At 64.7% G+C, this 15,573-nt stretch carries 11 protein-coding genes; 8 read left to right on the top strand and 3 right to left on the bottom strand.

The features are described from left to right. Positions 1 to 12 precede the first annotated feature (12 nt). The 5 genes from ACW177_RS09205 to ACW177_RS09185 are packed head-to-tail and all read left to right on the top strand — an operon-like array spanning position 13 to position 8,464. The gene (locus ACW177_RS09205; RefSeq protein ID WP_492025426.1) at positions 13 to 1,389 is read left to right on the top strand and encodes a formimidoylglutamate deiminase; all 1,377 of its coding nucleotides are present in this window, start codon (positions 13 to 15) and stop codon (positions 1,387 to 1,389) included. Further along, complete coding sequence (gene hutC, locus ACW177_RS09200) at positions 1,386 to 2,108, top strand: histidine utilization transcriptional repressor HutC (RefSeq protein WP_492025425.1); 723 nt, start codon at positions 1,386 to 1,388, stop codon at positions 2,106 to 2,108. The genes ACW177_RS09205 and hutC overlap by 4 nt, the downstream gene beginning before the upstream one ends. Then, positions 2,105 to 3,316 (top strand): imidazolonepropionase, encoded by a 1,212-nt coding sequence (gene hutI / locus ACW177_RS09195; protein WP_492025424.1) that lies wholly within the window; start codon positions 2,105 to 2,107, stop codon positions 3,314 to 3,316. Before hutC ends, hutI begins: the two co-directional genes overlap by 4 nt. Before the next feature lie 37 nt (positions 3,317 to 3,353). Beyond that, positions 3,354 to 6,824 (top strand): class I SAM-dependent DNA methyltransferase, encoded by a 3,471-nt coding sequence (locus ACW177_RS09190; RefSeq protein ID WP_492025423.1) that lies wholly within the window; start codon positions 3,354 to 3,356, stop codon positions 6,822 to 6,824. Positions 6,825 to 6,862: 38 nt separating this feature from the next. Then, entirely contained in the window at positions 6,863 to 8,464 is a 1,602-nt protein-coding gene (locus ACW177_RS09185) for a phytoene desaturase family protein (protein ID WP_492025422.1), read from the top strand. Here the strand turns inward: ACW177_RS09185 and ACW177_RS09180 are convergent. Both ACW177_RS09180 and ACW177_RS09175 read right to left on the bottom strand, forming a co-directional pair. Then, positions 8,442 to 8,819 (bottom strand): response regulator, encoded by a 378-nt coding sequence (locus tag ACW177_RS09180; RefSeq protein WP_492025421.1) that lies wholly within the window; start codon positions 8,817 to 8,819, stop codon positions 8,442 to 8,444. The two genes, ACW177_RS09185 and ACW177_RS09180, sit on opposite strands and share 23 nt — an antisense overlap. After that, entirely contained in the window at positions 8,816 to 10,306 is a 1,491-nt protein-coding gene (locus ACW177_RS09175) for an HWE histidine kinase domain-containing protein (RefSeq protein ID WP_492025420.1), read from the bottom strand. The genes ACW177_RS09180 and ACW177_RS09175 overlap by 4 nt, the downstream gene beginning before the upstream one ends. 141 nt (positions 10,307 to 10,447) lie before the next feature. Between ACW177_RS09175 and ACW177_RS09170 the strand changes: the two genes are divergently transcribed. Then, entirely contained in the window at positions 10,448 to 12,040 is a 1,593-nt protein-coding gene (locus ACW177_RS09170) for a carboxylesterase/lipase family protein (protein ID WP_492025419.1), read from the top strand. On the opposite strand, the gene gor is transcribed toward ACW177_RS09170, so the two are convergent. After that, positions 11,997 to 13,379 (bottom strand): glutathione-disulfide reductase, encoded by a 1,383-nt coding sequence (gene gor, locus ACW177_RS09165; protein ID WP_492025418.1) that lies wholly within the window; start codon positions 13,377 to 13,379, stop codon positions 11,997 to 11,999. The two genes, ACW177_RS09170 and gor, sit on opposite strands and share 44 nt — an antisense overlap. A 230-nt stretch (positions 13,380 to 13,609) precedes the next feature. Here gor and ACW177_RS09160 point away from each other — a divergent pair, with 230 nt between their 5' ends. Together ACW177_RS09160 and ACW177_RS09155 are read left to right on the top strand one after the other, a co-directional pair. Next, the gene (locus ACW177_RS09160; RefSeq protein ID WP_492025417.1) at positions 13,610 to 14,566 is read left to right on the top strand and encodes a hypothetical protein; all 957 of its coding nucleotides are present in this window, start codon (positions 13,610 to 13,612) and stop codon (positions 14,564 to 14,566) included. 43 nt (positions 14,567 to 14,609) lie between these two features. Further along, entirely contained in the window at positions 14,610 to 15,572 is a 963-nt protein-coding gene (locus tag ACW177_RS09155) for a hypothetical protein (protein WP_492025416.1), read from the top strand. Position 15,573 lies beyond the last annotated feature (1 nt).

The raw sequence follows: 15,573 nt of genomic DNA, 5'->3' as shown, positions 1-15,573 counted from the left end.
CGGACCTGTCCAGTGAGCCCTGAGCCCGAACCTGTGGACCTCGCCCTCTGGTTCGAAGCTGCCCTGCTGCCCGACGGCTGGGCGAAGGGTGTGCGGATCGGCGTAGGGGCGGGACGCATCGTTTCCATCGACACCGGCGTCAGCCGCGCGCCCACAGACGCGGGCGGCGGTGTCGCTCTGCCCGGCGTGACCAATGTTCACAGCCACGCCTTCCAGCGCGCCATGGCGGGGCTGACCGAGGCGCGCGGACCTTCGGACGACGACTTCTGGACCTGGCGCGAGTTGATGTACCGCTTCCTCGACCGGGGCGGGCCGGACGAGATCGAGGCCATCACCGCCCTGGCCTTCGCCGAAATGCTGGAAGGCGGCTTCACCCGGGTGACCGAGTTCCACTATCTGCATAACGACCCCGCCGGCGCTGCCTATGCCGACCTTAGCGAGATCGCGGCGCGGATCGTGGCGGCTGCTCGTACGAGCGGGATCGCACTGACCTTGCTGCCGGTCTTCTACGCCCATGCCGGGTTCGGCGGGCAGCCGCCGGCCCAGGGCCAGAGGCGGTTCATCACCGACCTCGACGGGTTCGCCGATCTGGTCGGGACTTGCCGTCGCTTGACGGCGGATATGGCGGACGCATGCGTGGGCGTGGCGCCGCACAGCCTGCGGGCCGTCAGCGCCGACGAACTGTCAGTTCTGCCCGATCTGGCGCAGGGCGGCCCGATCCATATCCATGTCGCCGAACAGACCAAGGAGGTCGAGGACTGCCTGGCCTGGTCCGGCGCGCGGCCGGTCGAATGGCTGCTGGACCATGCGCCGGTCGATGCCCGATGGTGCCTGATCCACGCCACTCATGTGACCGAGGCCGAGTGGCGCGGCGTGATCGCGCGGGGCGCCGTCGTCGGCCTGTGCCCGATCACCGAGGCCAATCTGGGCGACGGAATCTATCCCGCCGCCGCCTATGCGCGGGCAGGGGGGCGGTTCGGGGTGGGAACCGATTCCAATGTCCAGATCGGCCTGGCCGAAGAGCTACGGATGCTGGAATACAGCCAGCGCCTGACGTCGCGCGGACGCGCCATGATGGCCGATCCCAACCGATCCACGGGCCGCGCCCTGTTCGAGCGCGCCCTCGCGGGCGGGGCTCAGGCGGGCGGGATCTCTGGCGGACTAGCTGTGGGCCAGGCGGCCGACATCGTCTCGCTGGACACGCGTCGGTTCGCCTTCGCCGGCCGGTCGGGCGATGCGGTGCTGGACAGCTGGATCTTCGGCGCTCCGACTGGGTCAATCGCCTCCGTCTGGCGCGCCGGCCAAGAGGTCGTTCGTGACGGACGCCATGTGAACCGCGACGCCCTGGAGGCGCGATGCCGCGCGGCCTTGAAGGTCGTTCTGGCATGACGACAGAACCTCTGCACCGCCGCATCTACGCCGATCTGGAAGGCCGTATCCTGTCGGGTGAACTGGCGCCGGGCGACCGAATTCCGTTCGAGCACGAACTGACGGACCGCTATGGCTGTTCGCGTGCGACGGTGTCGAAGGCCCTGTCCGAACTGGCAGGCAGGGGGCTGGTGGTGCGCCGGCGGCGGGCAGGGACTTTCGTCGCCCAGCCCAAGGCCCATGCCGCATTCCTGGCTATTCCAGACCTGAGGGCGGAGGTGAATGAACGCGGTCAAGTCTATGGATACACGCTGCTTCATAGAGCGACGCGAGCGCCTGTCGATCAGGCGGACGCCGACTTGGCGGCCGGTGGGCGGCTGCTGGATCTCACCTGCCTGCACACTGCGGATTCGACGCCCCTGGCCTTGGAGCATCGATTGATCGCTCTGGCGGCGACGCCGCAAGCTGAAACCGTAGATTTTCAATCTATTCCGCCCGGAAGTTGGCTGCTGGACTACGAGCCCTGGACCCAGGCGGAAAACCGGATCGGCGCGGTCGAGGCGGACGCGTTTTCCGCACGCCTGTTGCAGATCCGGGCGGGGGCCGCCTGCCTGTGCGTGGAACGGAGGACCTGGCGCGACGGCCAGGGGGTGACGCGGGTGCGTCAGATCTTCCCCGGCGACCGCTATGATCTGGTGGCCCTGTTCTCCTCCGCTCATTCGAAGGATCAGGCGCGATGAAGGCCGACCGACTGCTGATCGATTGCCATGCCGCCACCATGGTGGAAGGCGACGTTCCGTATGGCGCCATAGAGGATGCTGCGGTCGTGATCGCGGACGGACGGATCGCCTGGATCGGTCCGCGCGTCGATCTTCCGCCAGTCCAGGCCGAGACGACCGAAAGGCTGGACGGACGCTGGCTGACGCCGGGGCTGATCGATTGCCACACGCACCTGGTCTTCGGCGGCGACCGGTCGGGCGAGTTCGAGCAGAGGCTGGGTGGCGCGACCTATGAGGAGATCGCGCGCGCGGGCGGCGGCATCGTCGCCTCGGTCCAGGCGACGCGCTCAGCCTCCGAGGACGCGCTGTTCGCCTCCGCCATGGCGAGGCTGGAGGGGCTGAAGGCGACCGGAGTCACGACGGTCGAGATCAAGTCCGGCTATGGGCTGGATATGGACTCCGAGCTGAAGATGCTGCGCGTCGCGCGGCGGATCGGACGCGAGGGCGGGGTCCGCGTCCGCACAACCTACTTGGGCCTGCACGCCGTGCCGCCGGAATACCGGGCGGATCGCAGCGCCTATGTGGACAAGGCCATAGACGACATCCTGCAGGCCGCCCATGCCGAGGGGCTGGTCGATGCTGTGGACGCCTATTGCGAGCCCATCGCCTTTTCGCGCGAGGAGGTGTCGCGCCTGTTCGACCGAGCGCGGGCGCTGGGACTGCCGGTCAAGCTGCACGCCGACCAGTTGTCGAATGGCGGCGGGGCGGAACTGGCGGCGCGCTACCGAGCCCTGTCGGCCGACCACATCGAATACGCCACGGACGCGGGCGTCGCGGCCATGGCCCAGGCCGGAGTGGTCGCCGTTCTGCTGCCCGGCGCCTTCCTGATGCTGCGCGAGACCCAGGCTCCGCCCGTTGCCCTGCTGCGAGCCCATGGCGTGCGAATGGCCGTCGCCACCGACTGCAATCCCGGCACCTCGCCCCTCGTCTCCATGACCGACGCCCTGAATCTGGCCTGCGTGCAGTTTCGCCTGACGCCGGAGGAGGCTCTGGCCGGGGCGACGCGCGAGGCGGCGCGGGCGCTCGGCTTGCAGGACCAAGCAGGCGTGCTGCAGGAGGGACGGGCGGCGGACCTTGCAGCCTGGGATATCTCGCGGCCCGCTGAGCTGGCCTACTGGCTTGGCAAGCCGATGCTGCACGCACGTTGGATAGCCGGAATACGATCTTAGATTGCATCTAACTACAAAATAACCATAGGTTGCTTTCATGGTCGGAAAGCAACCCCACGATGTTGATGCCTTCATCGCTCACTGGGCCAATGTCCCGATCAGCGAAAGGGCCCAGTACCAGACCTTCATCATACAGCTCTGCCGGCTCATCGGCGTCCCGGCGCCGGACGACGAGCAGATGGGCGACCTGGACTATTGTTTCGAACGGCCGGTCCGGTTCGTTCACGAGGACGGAGTCAGCCATCCTTGCTATATCGACTGCGCCAAGCGCGGCTGTTTCGTGCTTGAGGCCAAACAGTCGCGAAAGCGGCGAGACGGCGGGCCGCTGGACCCGGCAGTGCAGTTGGCCCGGTTCGTACACCCGTCGCGCAAAGGCCGCGCTCCTTCACCGGAAGCTTTGGATCGGGTGATGCGGGTGGCGAAGCGCCAGGCGGAGAACTACGCCAAGGCCCTGGACGAATGGCCGCCGTTTCTGATCGTGGTCGATGTCGGCCGAGCCATCGAGCTGTGGTCCGACTTCGCGCGACAGGGCAAGGCCTATGCCCAGTTTCCGGACCGCGCCACCTACCGGATCGAGCTGGACCATCTGCGTCAGGCGGAGGTGCGCGAACGGCTGCGTCGGGTCTGGACCGATCCGATGTCGCTGGACCCCGCCGCCCGGGTGGCGGAAGTCACCATGGACATCGCCGCGCGTCTCGCCCTGCTGGTCCGATCCATCCGTCAAAGGCAGTCGCAACCGCCTGATGATCAGGCGGCGCGGGCGGCGAGGGCGGGGCGGATCGCGCTGTTCGTCATGCAGTGCATCTTCGCCATGTTCGCTGACAGCGTCGGCCTGATTGACGCGCGGGGCTTTCAGCGTTTCCTCGAGTCCTATCGCGGAAAGGCGGACCGGTTCCATGATGCGGCACGGGTGTTTTTCAGCACCATGGATAGGGGCGGCCATTGCCTGGCGACCCAGCAGCGCATCCGCCAGTTCAACGGTGGGCTGTTCAAGGTGGTCGATCCGATGCCGATCACCGAGGCGGAGCTGGCGGCGCTGATCGAGGCTTCGGAATGCGACTGGAGCCTGGTGGAGCCGGCCATCTTCGGCGCCCTGCTGGAACAGGCGCTGGACCCGTCCGAACGGGCGGAGCTGGGCGCTCATTATACGCCGCGCGCCTATGTCGAGCGGCTGCTCGAGCCGACGATCATGGAGCCGCTTCGCGCCGAATGGGAAGCGGTCGAGGCCCACGCCATGGGTCTGCATCTGGAGGGGGAGACCGCGGGCGCGCGCAGGATGGTTCGCGCCTTTCATGATCAGCTCTGTCGGGTGCGGGTTCTGGATCCGGCCTGCGGCACGGGCAATTTTCTCTATGTCGCCATGCGGATGATGAAGGAACTTGAGGGCGAGGTTCTGGGCGTTCTTGGCGAGATGGGCGAGACCCAGGGGCGGTTAGGCATGGAGGGCCACGTCGTCAGCCCGGAACAATTCTATGGGCTGGAGAAGAACGCCTACGCCGCCTGGATCGCGGAAATGGTTATGTGGATCGGCTACTTGCAATGGCATTTCCATCTGTTCGGTGAGGCCAAGCCATCGGAACCGATCCTGAAGGATTTCCAGCGCGTCGTGCGAACGGACGCGCTGGTCAGTTGTTCGCGCCTGGATCTGGCGCGCGATGCAGAGGGGCGGGTGATCACACGGCCCGTCGGGCGATTGTCGGACGGGGCGGCCGAGCGAGAGGTCGAGCACTATGTGGATCCCTATCCAACACCATGGCCGGAGGCGCATTTCATCGTCGGCAATCCGCCCTTCATCGCCGGCAAGGATCTGCGCGCGGAACTGGGCGACGGCTATGTGGACGCCCTGGACAGCCTCAGAGGCGGGCGGTTCCGTTCGGCCGACATTGTGACGGCCTGGTGGGATCGGGCGGCGGAAATCCTGGCCCGTGAGGGATCGATCCTGAGGCGGTTCGGCTTCATCACCACCAACTCGGTGACCCAGACCTTCTCGCGGCGGGTGATCGAACACCATCTAGCGCGCCGCCCGTCGATCCGGCTTGTCTTCGCGATTCCCGACTATCCGTGGGTGACGGGCGTCGGTCGCGCCGATGTGCGGATTGCGATGTCCGTCGCTGAGCGGGGCGACGCGGACGGGGGTGGGCGATTGCTGGAGGTCGTCCGCGAAGACGACCTTCACACCGACCTGCCGAAGCTGAGCTTCCGGGAAAGGCAAGGCGTCATCGGCGCCGATCTGATGATCGACACGGGCCTGACCGGCACCGTCGATTTGAAGGCGAATACGGGCCTGGCCTATCGCGGGGTTCAGTTGATGGGCGCCGGTTTCCTGGTCTCGCCTGCGCAGGGGCGAGTTCTGCTAGAAGGATCAGATCCCGACGCCCCGTCCCCGTTTCGCACCTATCGCAACGGCCGGGATCTGGCGGATCGGGCGCGGGATGTGCAGGCGATCGATCTGTTCGGCTGGGACGAGGCCGAGGTGCGGCGTCTCCATCCGTTGATCTATCAGCATCTGCTGGAGACGGTGAAGCCCGAGCGGGACCGCAACAACCGCCCGTCCTACCGCGAGAACTGGTGGACCTTCGGCGAACCTCGCCGTGACCTGAGGGCCGCGTTGGAAGGGCTCGACCGCTACATCGTCACGGTCGAGACGGCGAAACACCGCTGGTTTCGCTTTCTGGATTCTGCGGTCTTGCCGGATAACAAGCTGGTGGTCGTCGCCAGCGATGATCCCGCCGTCCTGGCCATGCTCTCGTCTTGCCAGCATCGCGCCTGGTTCGCCGCAAACGCCGGGCGGATCGGCGAGTACCGGCGCGAGGCCGTCTATGTGAAGGGCGTCTGCTTCGACCGTTTCCCGTTCCCGCAGCTGGCGCCGGCACAGGCGGCGGAACTCGCGGCCCTGGGCGAGGAGCTGGATGCGACGCGGGCGCGTATTTTGGCCGAACATGCGGACCTGACGATGACCGGCCTCTACAATGCGCGGGCGCGTCTCGTTGATCCGACGGTGATGAGCGCCGCTGAGCGCGCGGTTCACGACGCGGGCCGCATCGGCATCCTCGACCATCTTCATCACATGATCGATCGCGTCACGGCGAAGGCCTATGGCTGGCCCGTCGATCTGTCCGACGCCGAAACGGCGACCCGGCTGGCGGACCTCAATCAGACGCGAGCGGCGGAGGAGGCGCAGGGGCGGGTGCGGTTCATTCGCCCGGCCTATCAGACCGAACGAGTCAGAACCTCTTCGGCGCCCGCTCAGATCGAGGCCATGCTGATCCCCGAAATCCTATCGCCGCGCCTGCCGGACGACCCTGGACAATTGGCGGCCGCCCTGCTGAGCAGCTTGCGTCGATCGGGCGTGCCGATGCGCCCAGAGGATCTGGCGACGGCCTTTGCGGGCGGCGGGCTGCGCAAGCGGCGGACAATCGAACATACGCTGGCCGTCTTGGCGGTTTCAGGCGCAGTCCAGAGATCGGAAGGCGGGTGGTTCGCGCCGCGTCGCGCGGCCGCTGGCTGAACCGCCGAAGGGTGGTATGCCTTGGTCAGAGAGAGGCCATGGCCAAGACCGAAACCGACGTCGTCATCCTGGGGGCAGGCCACAACGGGCTGGTCTGCGCCTTCTATCTCGCTCGGGCCGGGTTGAAGGTGACGGTGCTGGAGCGCCGCTCGGTCGTCGGGGGCGCGGCGGTGACGGAGATGTTCCACCCCGGCTTCCGCAACTCGACCGCCAGCTACACCGTCAGCCTGCTCAGTCCCGCCGTCATCGCCGACATGGATCTGGCGCGACATGGACTGAGGATGGTTGAGCGGCGGATGTCGAACTTCCTGCCGCTGGACGACGGCCGCTATCTGGCGGCGGGGCCGGGCAGAACCCGGGCGGAGGTCGCCAAATTCTCGACGCGAGACGCCGAGCGGCTGGACGCCTATAAGGCCCGGCTGGAGACGGTCGCGGCCCTGCTGCGGGATCTGACGCTGAAGTCGCCGCCGAACATGGTCGAAAGCGGCTGGTCGGCGGCCCTGCCGGAGATGCTGAAGGCGGGAAGCCTGGGGCGACGCGTCGCCGGACTGGATCAAACGGGACGGCGCGACCTGTTGGATCTGTTCACCAAATCTGCGGGCGATTGGCTGGACGGCTGGTTCGAAAGCGATCCGATCAAGGCCCTGTTCGGGTTCGACAGCGTGGTCGGCAACTACGCCAGCCCCTACACGCCCGGTTCGGCCTATGTACTGCTGCACCATGTGTTCGGCGAACTGAACGGGAAGAAGGGCGTCTGGGGTCACGCCCTGGGCGGCATGGGGGCGATCACCCAGGCCATGGCGCTGGCCTGCGCCGAACAAGGTGTGGAGGTGCGGCTGGATGGGGCTGTGACCGAGGTCGTGATCGAAAAGGGCCGGGCCGTCGGCGCGGTGACGCATGGCGGCGACGTCGTGCGGGCGCGAGCCGTGGTCTCTAACCTTCACCCGCGCCTGCTGTTTGAGACTCTGGTCGATCCCGCAGCGGCGCCGGCGGACTTCATGGAGCGGATAGGGCGGTACGCCTCCGGCTCGGGCACATTCCGAATGAATGTCGCGCTCTCGGAACTGCCGAAGTTCACCGCTCTGCCTGAAGCCGGCGATCATCTTACGGCGGGCATCATCATCGCCCCCAGCCTGGCCTATATGGACCGCGCCCATGCCGAGGCGCGGCTGAACGGTTGGTCGTCAAAGCCGATCGTGGAAATGCTGATCCCCTCGACACTGGACGACAGCCTGGCGCCGGCGGGCGCCCATGTGGCGAGCCTGTTCTGCCAGCATGTCTCGCCCGACCTGGCGGACACGCATCGCGACACGGTCGCCGATCTGATGATTGATACGGTCGAAGCCCATGCGCCGGGCTTCAAGGCCTCGGTGCTTGGGCGCTTGGCCCTGGGTCCACGCGATCTCGAGCGGCGTTTCGGACTGGTCGGCGGGGACATCTTCCATGGCCGACTGAGCCTGGACCAGTTGTTCAGCGCCCGACCCGTTCTGGGCCATGCCGACTATCGGATGCCGGTGGCCGGACTCTATCTCTGCGGATCAGGCACCCACCCCGGCGGCGGCGTCACCGGGGCGCCGGGCCATAATGCCGCGCAGGCGATCCTTCGGGACCTAAGTCCTAGGCCTGGGCGACGCCCATAGCCTTCATCAGGGCGTCCCGGATCGCGGCCTCGGTAAAGGGCTTCTGGACGGTAGCGGAACCCCGCCATTCTTCGGGCAGGCCACCTTCGCCATAGCCGGTCGAAAAAACGAAGGGCACGCCCCGGGCCCTCAAGGCCTCGGCGACCGGGAAGACCTGTCGGCCCGCCACATTGACGTCCAGCAGGGCGGCGTCGAGATCTATCGTGTCGCGGGCCATCGCCTCGCCCTCGTCCACGTTGGACGCGGGGCCGATTGGAATACACTCCATGTCCTCGAGAATGGTCTCAAGCAGCATGGCGACGAGCGACTCGTCTTCCACCACCAAAACACGTCGACCGTTCAAAGGTTGGGTCATTCGGTATGCGTCCTGTCGAGTGGAACCGTCAGTTCCGCAATCAATCCACCGCTGGCGTAGACCAGATCGACTTTACCCGCCAGATCATGGCGAATATTTCGTTCAATCAATCGGCTTCCGAAACCTTTTCTGTCCGGCACCGTAACTTTCGGCCCGTCCAATTCACGCCAAGTCAGACTCAGAATTCGGTCGGGTTGCTCCGAAACATTCCAGTCGATCAGAATTCTTCCGTCTGGTGAGGACAGGGCTCCGTACTTGGCGGCGTTGGTGGCGAGCTCGTGAAAAATCATGCCGAGCGACAGGGCCGTGGCCGGCGTCAACGCCAGGACGGGGCCATTCAAACTGATGCGACTGGGGCCGAACGCCGCTGTCTCGTGGAGCAGGACGGCTTGCAGATCAGCGCCTTCCCAATGACTGAGGGTCAGGAGGTCATGGGTGTGCGACAAGGCCAAGATGCGGGACTGGAATGTCGAGGCGAAACTGTTCGGGTCGGTGTGCGAACGGGCGGTCTGAACTGCGATGGATTGGACAGTAGCCAGGGTGTTCTTCACGCGATGATTAAGCTCATCGATCATCAGCTTCTGGAGTTGAACGGCCCGGACGTTCTCCGTGACATCGTGGCCTTGAACAAAGATGCCGACGACTGCGCCGCCCTCGTCGCGGATCGGCTGGTAGATGAAGTTGAGATACAGGGTCTCCAGCGAACCGCCGGGCGTTCGCCTCAGCTGGGCCTGACTCTCACGCCCCTCGTAGGGCTGACCCGTTTCGAACACCGCATCCAGGAATTCGTAATAGCCTTGCCCAGCCAGTTCGGGCAGGGCCTCGCGCAGCGGTTTTCCCGCTATGTCCCGGTGCCCGATCAGTTGGCCGTAAGCTCGATTGTGCATCTGAAAACGGTGATCGGGCCCAGTCAGAACAGCGACAAACCCCGGCGCCTGCATGAACATTTCAACCAATCGGTTGCGTTCCGTTTCCAGCCGCCGATTGTCCTCCTGCACCGATTGAGCGCGTCGAAGAACAGACCCGCCGATCAGCGCATCCAGCGCCGTCGTCGGCTCGTCGGTTCGTATCGCCGGGGAAAGATCGGTCACGTCCATCGTATGTTGAAGAAGAAGGACGACCTCGCCGTCCTCATTCATCAACGGCGTATGTGTCGCGCTCCAGATCCGTTCCTCGAAGACTTCGCTCCCGTCATCACCCACCCTCGGTATGGCGTAACGGACGACGGCGAGGTGGTCGCGCTGGCGCGTATCTCGCGCCTTTTCCAGTGACGCCCTGACCTGCCTCACATTGTCGGGTGCATCGTCGCCGGGGCCGGAATCGAACGCCGTGAACAGCGAATGGCCTATGATCTCGTCACGTCGCGCGCCCGTGACGTCGAGATAGGCCTGGTTCATCTCGACAATGCGCAGGTCCGGCGTCAGCAGCAGATAGGGATTAGGCGAAGCCTCAAAGGCGCTCGCCACCTCCGCTAGGGAAGCGCCCATTCTATTTTGTGTAGTCAATCGAAGCCCCGACCTCAGCCAAGTCGTAATGCGCGACAGGCAAAAGGGTTCGCTACCGAACACAGAATTTTCCTTTTATCCGTTCGTCATTGGCCTGTTGGGAGAATTTGCTAAGGACGGGGCATGACTTTCGTAGGCGCCTTGGCCACCCTCTCGCTCATGATGGCTCAACCGACAGATCAGCCGGCGGTGGATCGGCCCATTGTCCAATTGGCCCAGGGCGCCCTGGCGGGACGCACGGAAGACTCCGTCGCCTCGTTCAAGAACATCCCCTATGCCGCCCCCCCGGTCGCGGAACGGCGCTGGCGGCCGCCGGGCGAGGCGCCGCTTTGGGAGGGCCAGAGAGACGCCACCACCTATGGCGCCATCTGTATCCAGGCGACTCCCCAAGGCGATCCCGGCGTCGGCCCTCTGCCGATGAGCGAAGACTGCCTGAACCTGAACGTCTGGCGTCCCTTGGACGTCACCGGCCCGGCCCCGGTCATGGTGTGGATCCACGGCGGCGGACTGGTCAACGGATCGGGCACCGCCGCCCTCTATGACGGTTCGCACCTGGCGCGACAGGGCATGGTGGTGGTGACGCTGAACTATCGCCTCGGACGTCTGGGGTTCTTCGATCACCCGGCGCTGGCGGCGGAACGACCTGCGGAGGAGGCGGCAGGCAACTACGGCCTGATGGACGTCATCGCCGCATTGAAATGGGTCAGGGCCAATATTGCGGCCTTCGGCGGCGACCCGGCCAATGTCACCATCTTCGGCGAGTCGGCCGGCGGGGCCATCGTAACCCGGATGATGATCTCGCCGCCGGCGCGTGGGCTGTTTGATCGGGCCATCGTCCAGTCGGGTCTCGGGCGGGAACTGCAGACGCCGCTGGACCGTCGCGGCGCCTATGATCTCCCGTCGGCGCGCGAGAGAGGCGAGGTCTGGGCCTATGGCCATAATCTTCTAACGGCGGCCGACCTGCGCGCCGCGCCGGTGGAGCAGTTGCTGACCCCGGCGCCGGTCTTCGCCAACGGCGACCTGAGCCTGATCGACGGCCGAATCGTGACCTCGACCGTCGAGGCCGCCTTCCGGGCCGGGCGGCAGGCGCCCGTGCCGATGATGATCGGAACCAACAGCGCCGAGTTCTGGTGGATGAAGCCGACGGACCGCAACGGCTACGGCATGATCGACGATGACATGACCTGGCTGGAACGAGCCATGATCACGGCGGCCTATGGCGGGGAGGCGGGGTTCGACCGGGGCTTCATCACCGACGCGGTCTTCGCCGAGCCGGCGCGACGGCTGGCGCGGCTGCACACGGCGGCGGGACACCCCGCCTATTTGTATCGGTTCGACATCTCGTCGCCGGACAATCCTGAACCCCACGGCGGGGCGACGCACGCCATCGAACGCCCCTATGTGTTCGGGACCCTGTCGCTACTGCCTTATCCGGTGCGGGACGTTGACGGCGCAGCTTCCGAGGCGATGACACTCTATTGGACCGCCTTCGCCCGTTCAGGCGACCCCAACGGAGTCGGGCGGCCGAACTGGCCCCTGGCGGAGGGGGGCGACACCCAACTGATGCAGTTTCGGAACGAGGGTCCGGCCGCGACGTCGATCCCAGAATCGGGGCGGCTGGATCTGATCGAAATGTTCCGCGAACGGCCGCATCTGATCAGCAAGCCGGCGGTCACCCCGCCGACGTCGCGCCCGACTGCTTCTCCTTCAGCGTGACCAGTTCCTCGGCCATGGTAGGGTGAACGGCGCAGGTCGCGTCCCACTGGGCCTTGGTCAGGCCGGCCTTCACGGCGATGGCGGCGAGCTGGATCATTTCCGGGCTGTCCGGCCCGACGATATGGACGCCGACGACCCGCTGGCTCTGGGCGTCAACCACCAGCTTCATCAACACCCGTTCCTCCGAACCGGTGAAAGCGTATTTCATCGGCCGGAAGCGGGTCACATAGACATCGACCCCGGCCGAGCAGGAATGCCGGGCCTCTGCCTCTGACAGGCCGACGACGCCCACCGGCGGCTGGCTGAAGACGGCGGTGGCGACGGCCTCGTAATCGAAATGCTGCGGATTGTCGCGATAGACGGTCTGATGGAAGGCGACCGCCTCGCGGATGGCGACGGGCGTCAGATTCATCCGGTCGGTGACGTCCCCGATGGCCCAGATGTTGTCGGCCGTCGTCTTGGAATAGGGGTCGACCTTGATGGCGCCTTCGTCGTTCAGCTCTACGCCCGCCGCTTCCAGACCCAAGCCTTTCACATGCGGGATGCGACCGGTGGCGAACATGACCACGTCGGTTTCCAGCTTCATCCCGTTTTCGAGATGGTTGACCAGGCCGGTGTCGGTCTTTTCGATCTTCTCGTGCTGGCAGCCCAGGACAACCTTGACGCCGCGCTTCTCGATCTCGCCGGCCAGGTGGGCGCGCACGTCGTCGTCGAAGCCGCGCAGGATATTGGGGCCGCGATAGATCAGGGTCGTCTCGACGCCCAGCCCCGCGAAGATGCCGGCGAACTCGACCGCGATATAACCGCCGCCCGCGATCAGGATTCGCTTGGGCAGTTGCGGCAGGTGGAAGGCTTCCTCCGAGGTGATGGCGTGTTCGATGCCCGGCAAGCTGTCGGGTTTCCACGGCCGGCCGCCGGTAGCGATCAGGATCTTCTCGGCGGTGAAGGTCTGGTTCTTGCCGATGATCTCGACCGTATGGGCGTCCTTCAGAACCGCGCGGCCATGGACGAGTTCGACCCCGGCCTTGCCCAGATTGGCGGCGTAGATGCCGGACAGGCGGGCGATTTCGACGTCCTTGGCCTCCAGGAAGGTCGGCCAATTGAACTTCGCATTGTCGAACGACCAGCCATAGCCTTCGGCGATCTCCAGTGCGTGGCTGACCTCGGATGCCATGACCATGAACTTCTTGGGCACGCAGCCCCGGATCACGCAGGTTCCGCCGACGCGGTACTCCTCGGCCACCGCGACCTTCTTGCCGTCCAAGGCGGTCAGACGCGCCGCGCGCACACCGCCGGAACCGGCGCCGATGACGAAGAGGTCGTAGTCATACTGGGGCATTGGGGCCTCTGGCTTGGACGCAAATAAAGGCTAAGTTGGAGACCGTCTCTGACACAGCCTGGAGTCCTGCCAAGCCGAAGCGTCACTTAGGGGCCGAACGGCGGGGCGGCAAGGTTGGACCTCGCAGCCTGCCTTAAACGCATTTGACAAGACAGGGCGCGGCGACGACGCAGAGCTTGACCGCCAGACTTGCGCATGTGCAACTTGTGCTAAGTCTCCAGGAGGGTGAAATGATTGCCTTGGCTGTCGTCGCAATACTCGCGCTACAGACGTCTCCTTTAGCTGTCAGCGATACGACGGATCAGATTGATCAGGATCGAAGAACTCGTCTTGAAGACGTGGAGGTCGTGGGACGCCCGCTTGACCGAATCATCCGCGATTTCGTCGACGAGGTAGCTGCCCCCAATTCTGGCCGCGGACTCGCGCGTTGGGACAATACAGTCTGCGTCGGCGCGGCGAATATGCAAGGCGATCTGGCCCGAGATATCGTTGATCGCGTCTCAACGGTGGGGGCTGATCTCGGATTAAGGCTCGGCCAACCCGGCTGCAGCCCCAACATACTGATCATCGCCACATCTGATGGGAACGCCCTAGCGACAGAACTGGTGAGGTCCAAACCTCGTGCGTTCCGGATGGGAGGCAGCGGTATGGACCAAGGCCGAAGCGCGCTGAATGATTTCCAAACGTCGGGAGCCCCCGTGCGCTGGTGGCAGCAGGCGATGCGCGTCGACTCCAGCACGGGCCAACGCGCCCAGCGTTTGCCGGGCGAAGGGCCTGCGGTCGTAAATCAATTTGCAGCCTCTCGCCTGACCACACAGATCGTCGACAATATATTCCGAACCATAGTGGTCATTGATCTCGACAAGTCGAGCGGCGTGAATTCGGCGCAACTCGCCGACTATATTGCGATGGTGACCTTCGCCCAGATCAAACCCCAGGCGGACACGCGCCACTACGCCTCGATCCTCAACCTGTTCAACGAGCCGGAACTGCGTGAGTCGGGCTTGACTGACTGGGACAGGACCTATCTCGCAGGCCTTTATGTCGCGAGTCGCACCAGCAGCAATATGCGCGCCGTAAAGTCGGCTATTGTGGGCTCCATCGTGCAAGAACACCGGGTCTTGGCGGCCCAGCGGGATGTAAACACTGACGACCGGCGCGACGACAAAGCTGAGCTTGACCGGTGAACCTGCATATATGCAACCTGCATTACACTTCTTGGAGAGCGGAATGATTGCTCTGGTTGTTGCTGCAACAATCGCACTACAGGCTTCGTCTCCGCCGCCGGCTAGTAGTGATGCGTTGCGTTCAACCGATCAAGATCGTGGCGCGCGTCTCGAAGACTTGGAAGTCATCGGACGCCCCCTCGAAAGGCTGATAAGTGATTTCGTTGACGAGGTAGCGGCTCCCAACAACGGCCGAGGTATGGCCCGTTGGGACAATACGGTCTGCGTCGGTGTGGCCAATCTACAGGGGGATCTGGCCCAATATATCGTGGACCGTGTTTCAACTGTCGGAGCGGATTTGGGATTGACGGTCGGTCAACCGGGCTGCGGCGCCAATATCCTGATCATCGCCACATCAGACGGGAACGCTCTGGCCACGGAGTTGGTCAAGTCCAAACCACGCGCCTTCCGTATGGGAGGGAGCAGCATGGACCGCGGCGGAGACGCGTTGGAAGACTTCCAGCGCTCAGGTGCGCCCGTGCGCTGGTGGCAGCAAGCCATGCAGGTTGACTCGAATACCGGTCAGCGAGCTCAGCGCGTGCCCGGCGAGTGTGCCAATGACTGCTCCATTCCCTACGACATGGCGCCCGTCATCAACCAGTTCGCGGCTTCTCGCCTAAACACGCAGGTCGTGGACAACATATTCCGGACCATAGTGATCATCGATATCGACAAGACTGCCGGCATCAACTCCGGCCAACTTGCCGACTATATCGCCATGGTCGCTTTCGCTCAGATCAAACCCCAAGCCGACACGCACAACTACGCTTCTATCCTGAACCTTTTCGGGGCGCCCGAAATGCAAGAGCCGGGCCTGACCGACTGGGATCAAACTTATCTCGCGGGACTTTACGCGGCTCCCAGCATGAGCAGGAATATGCGAGCCGTAAAGTCGGACATTACGAGTTCAATCGCTCGAGAACATCGAAATCTCAGAGGCGGGTCGGAAGCCAATTCCGACGACTAAA

The organism is Brevundimonas sp. AVps23W (assembly GCF_058681395.1).
This window is presented reverse-complemented; position numbering and strand designations above follow the sequence as displayed.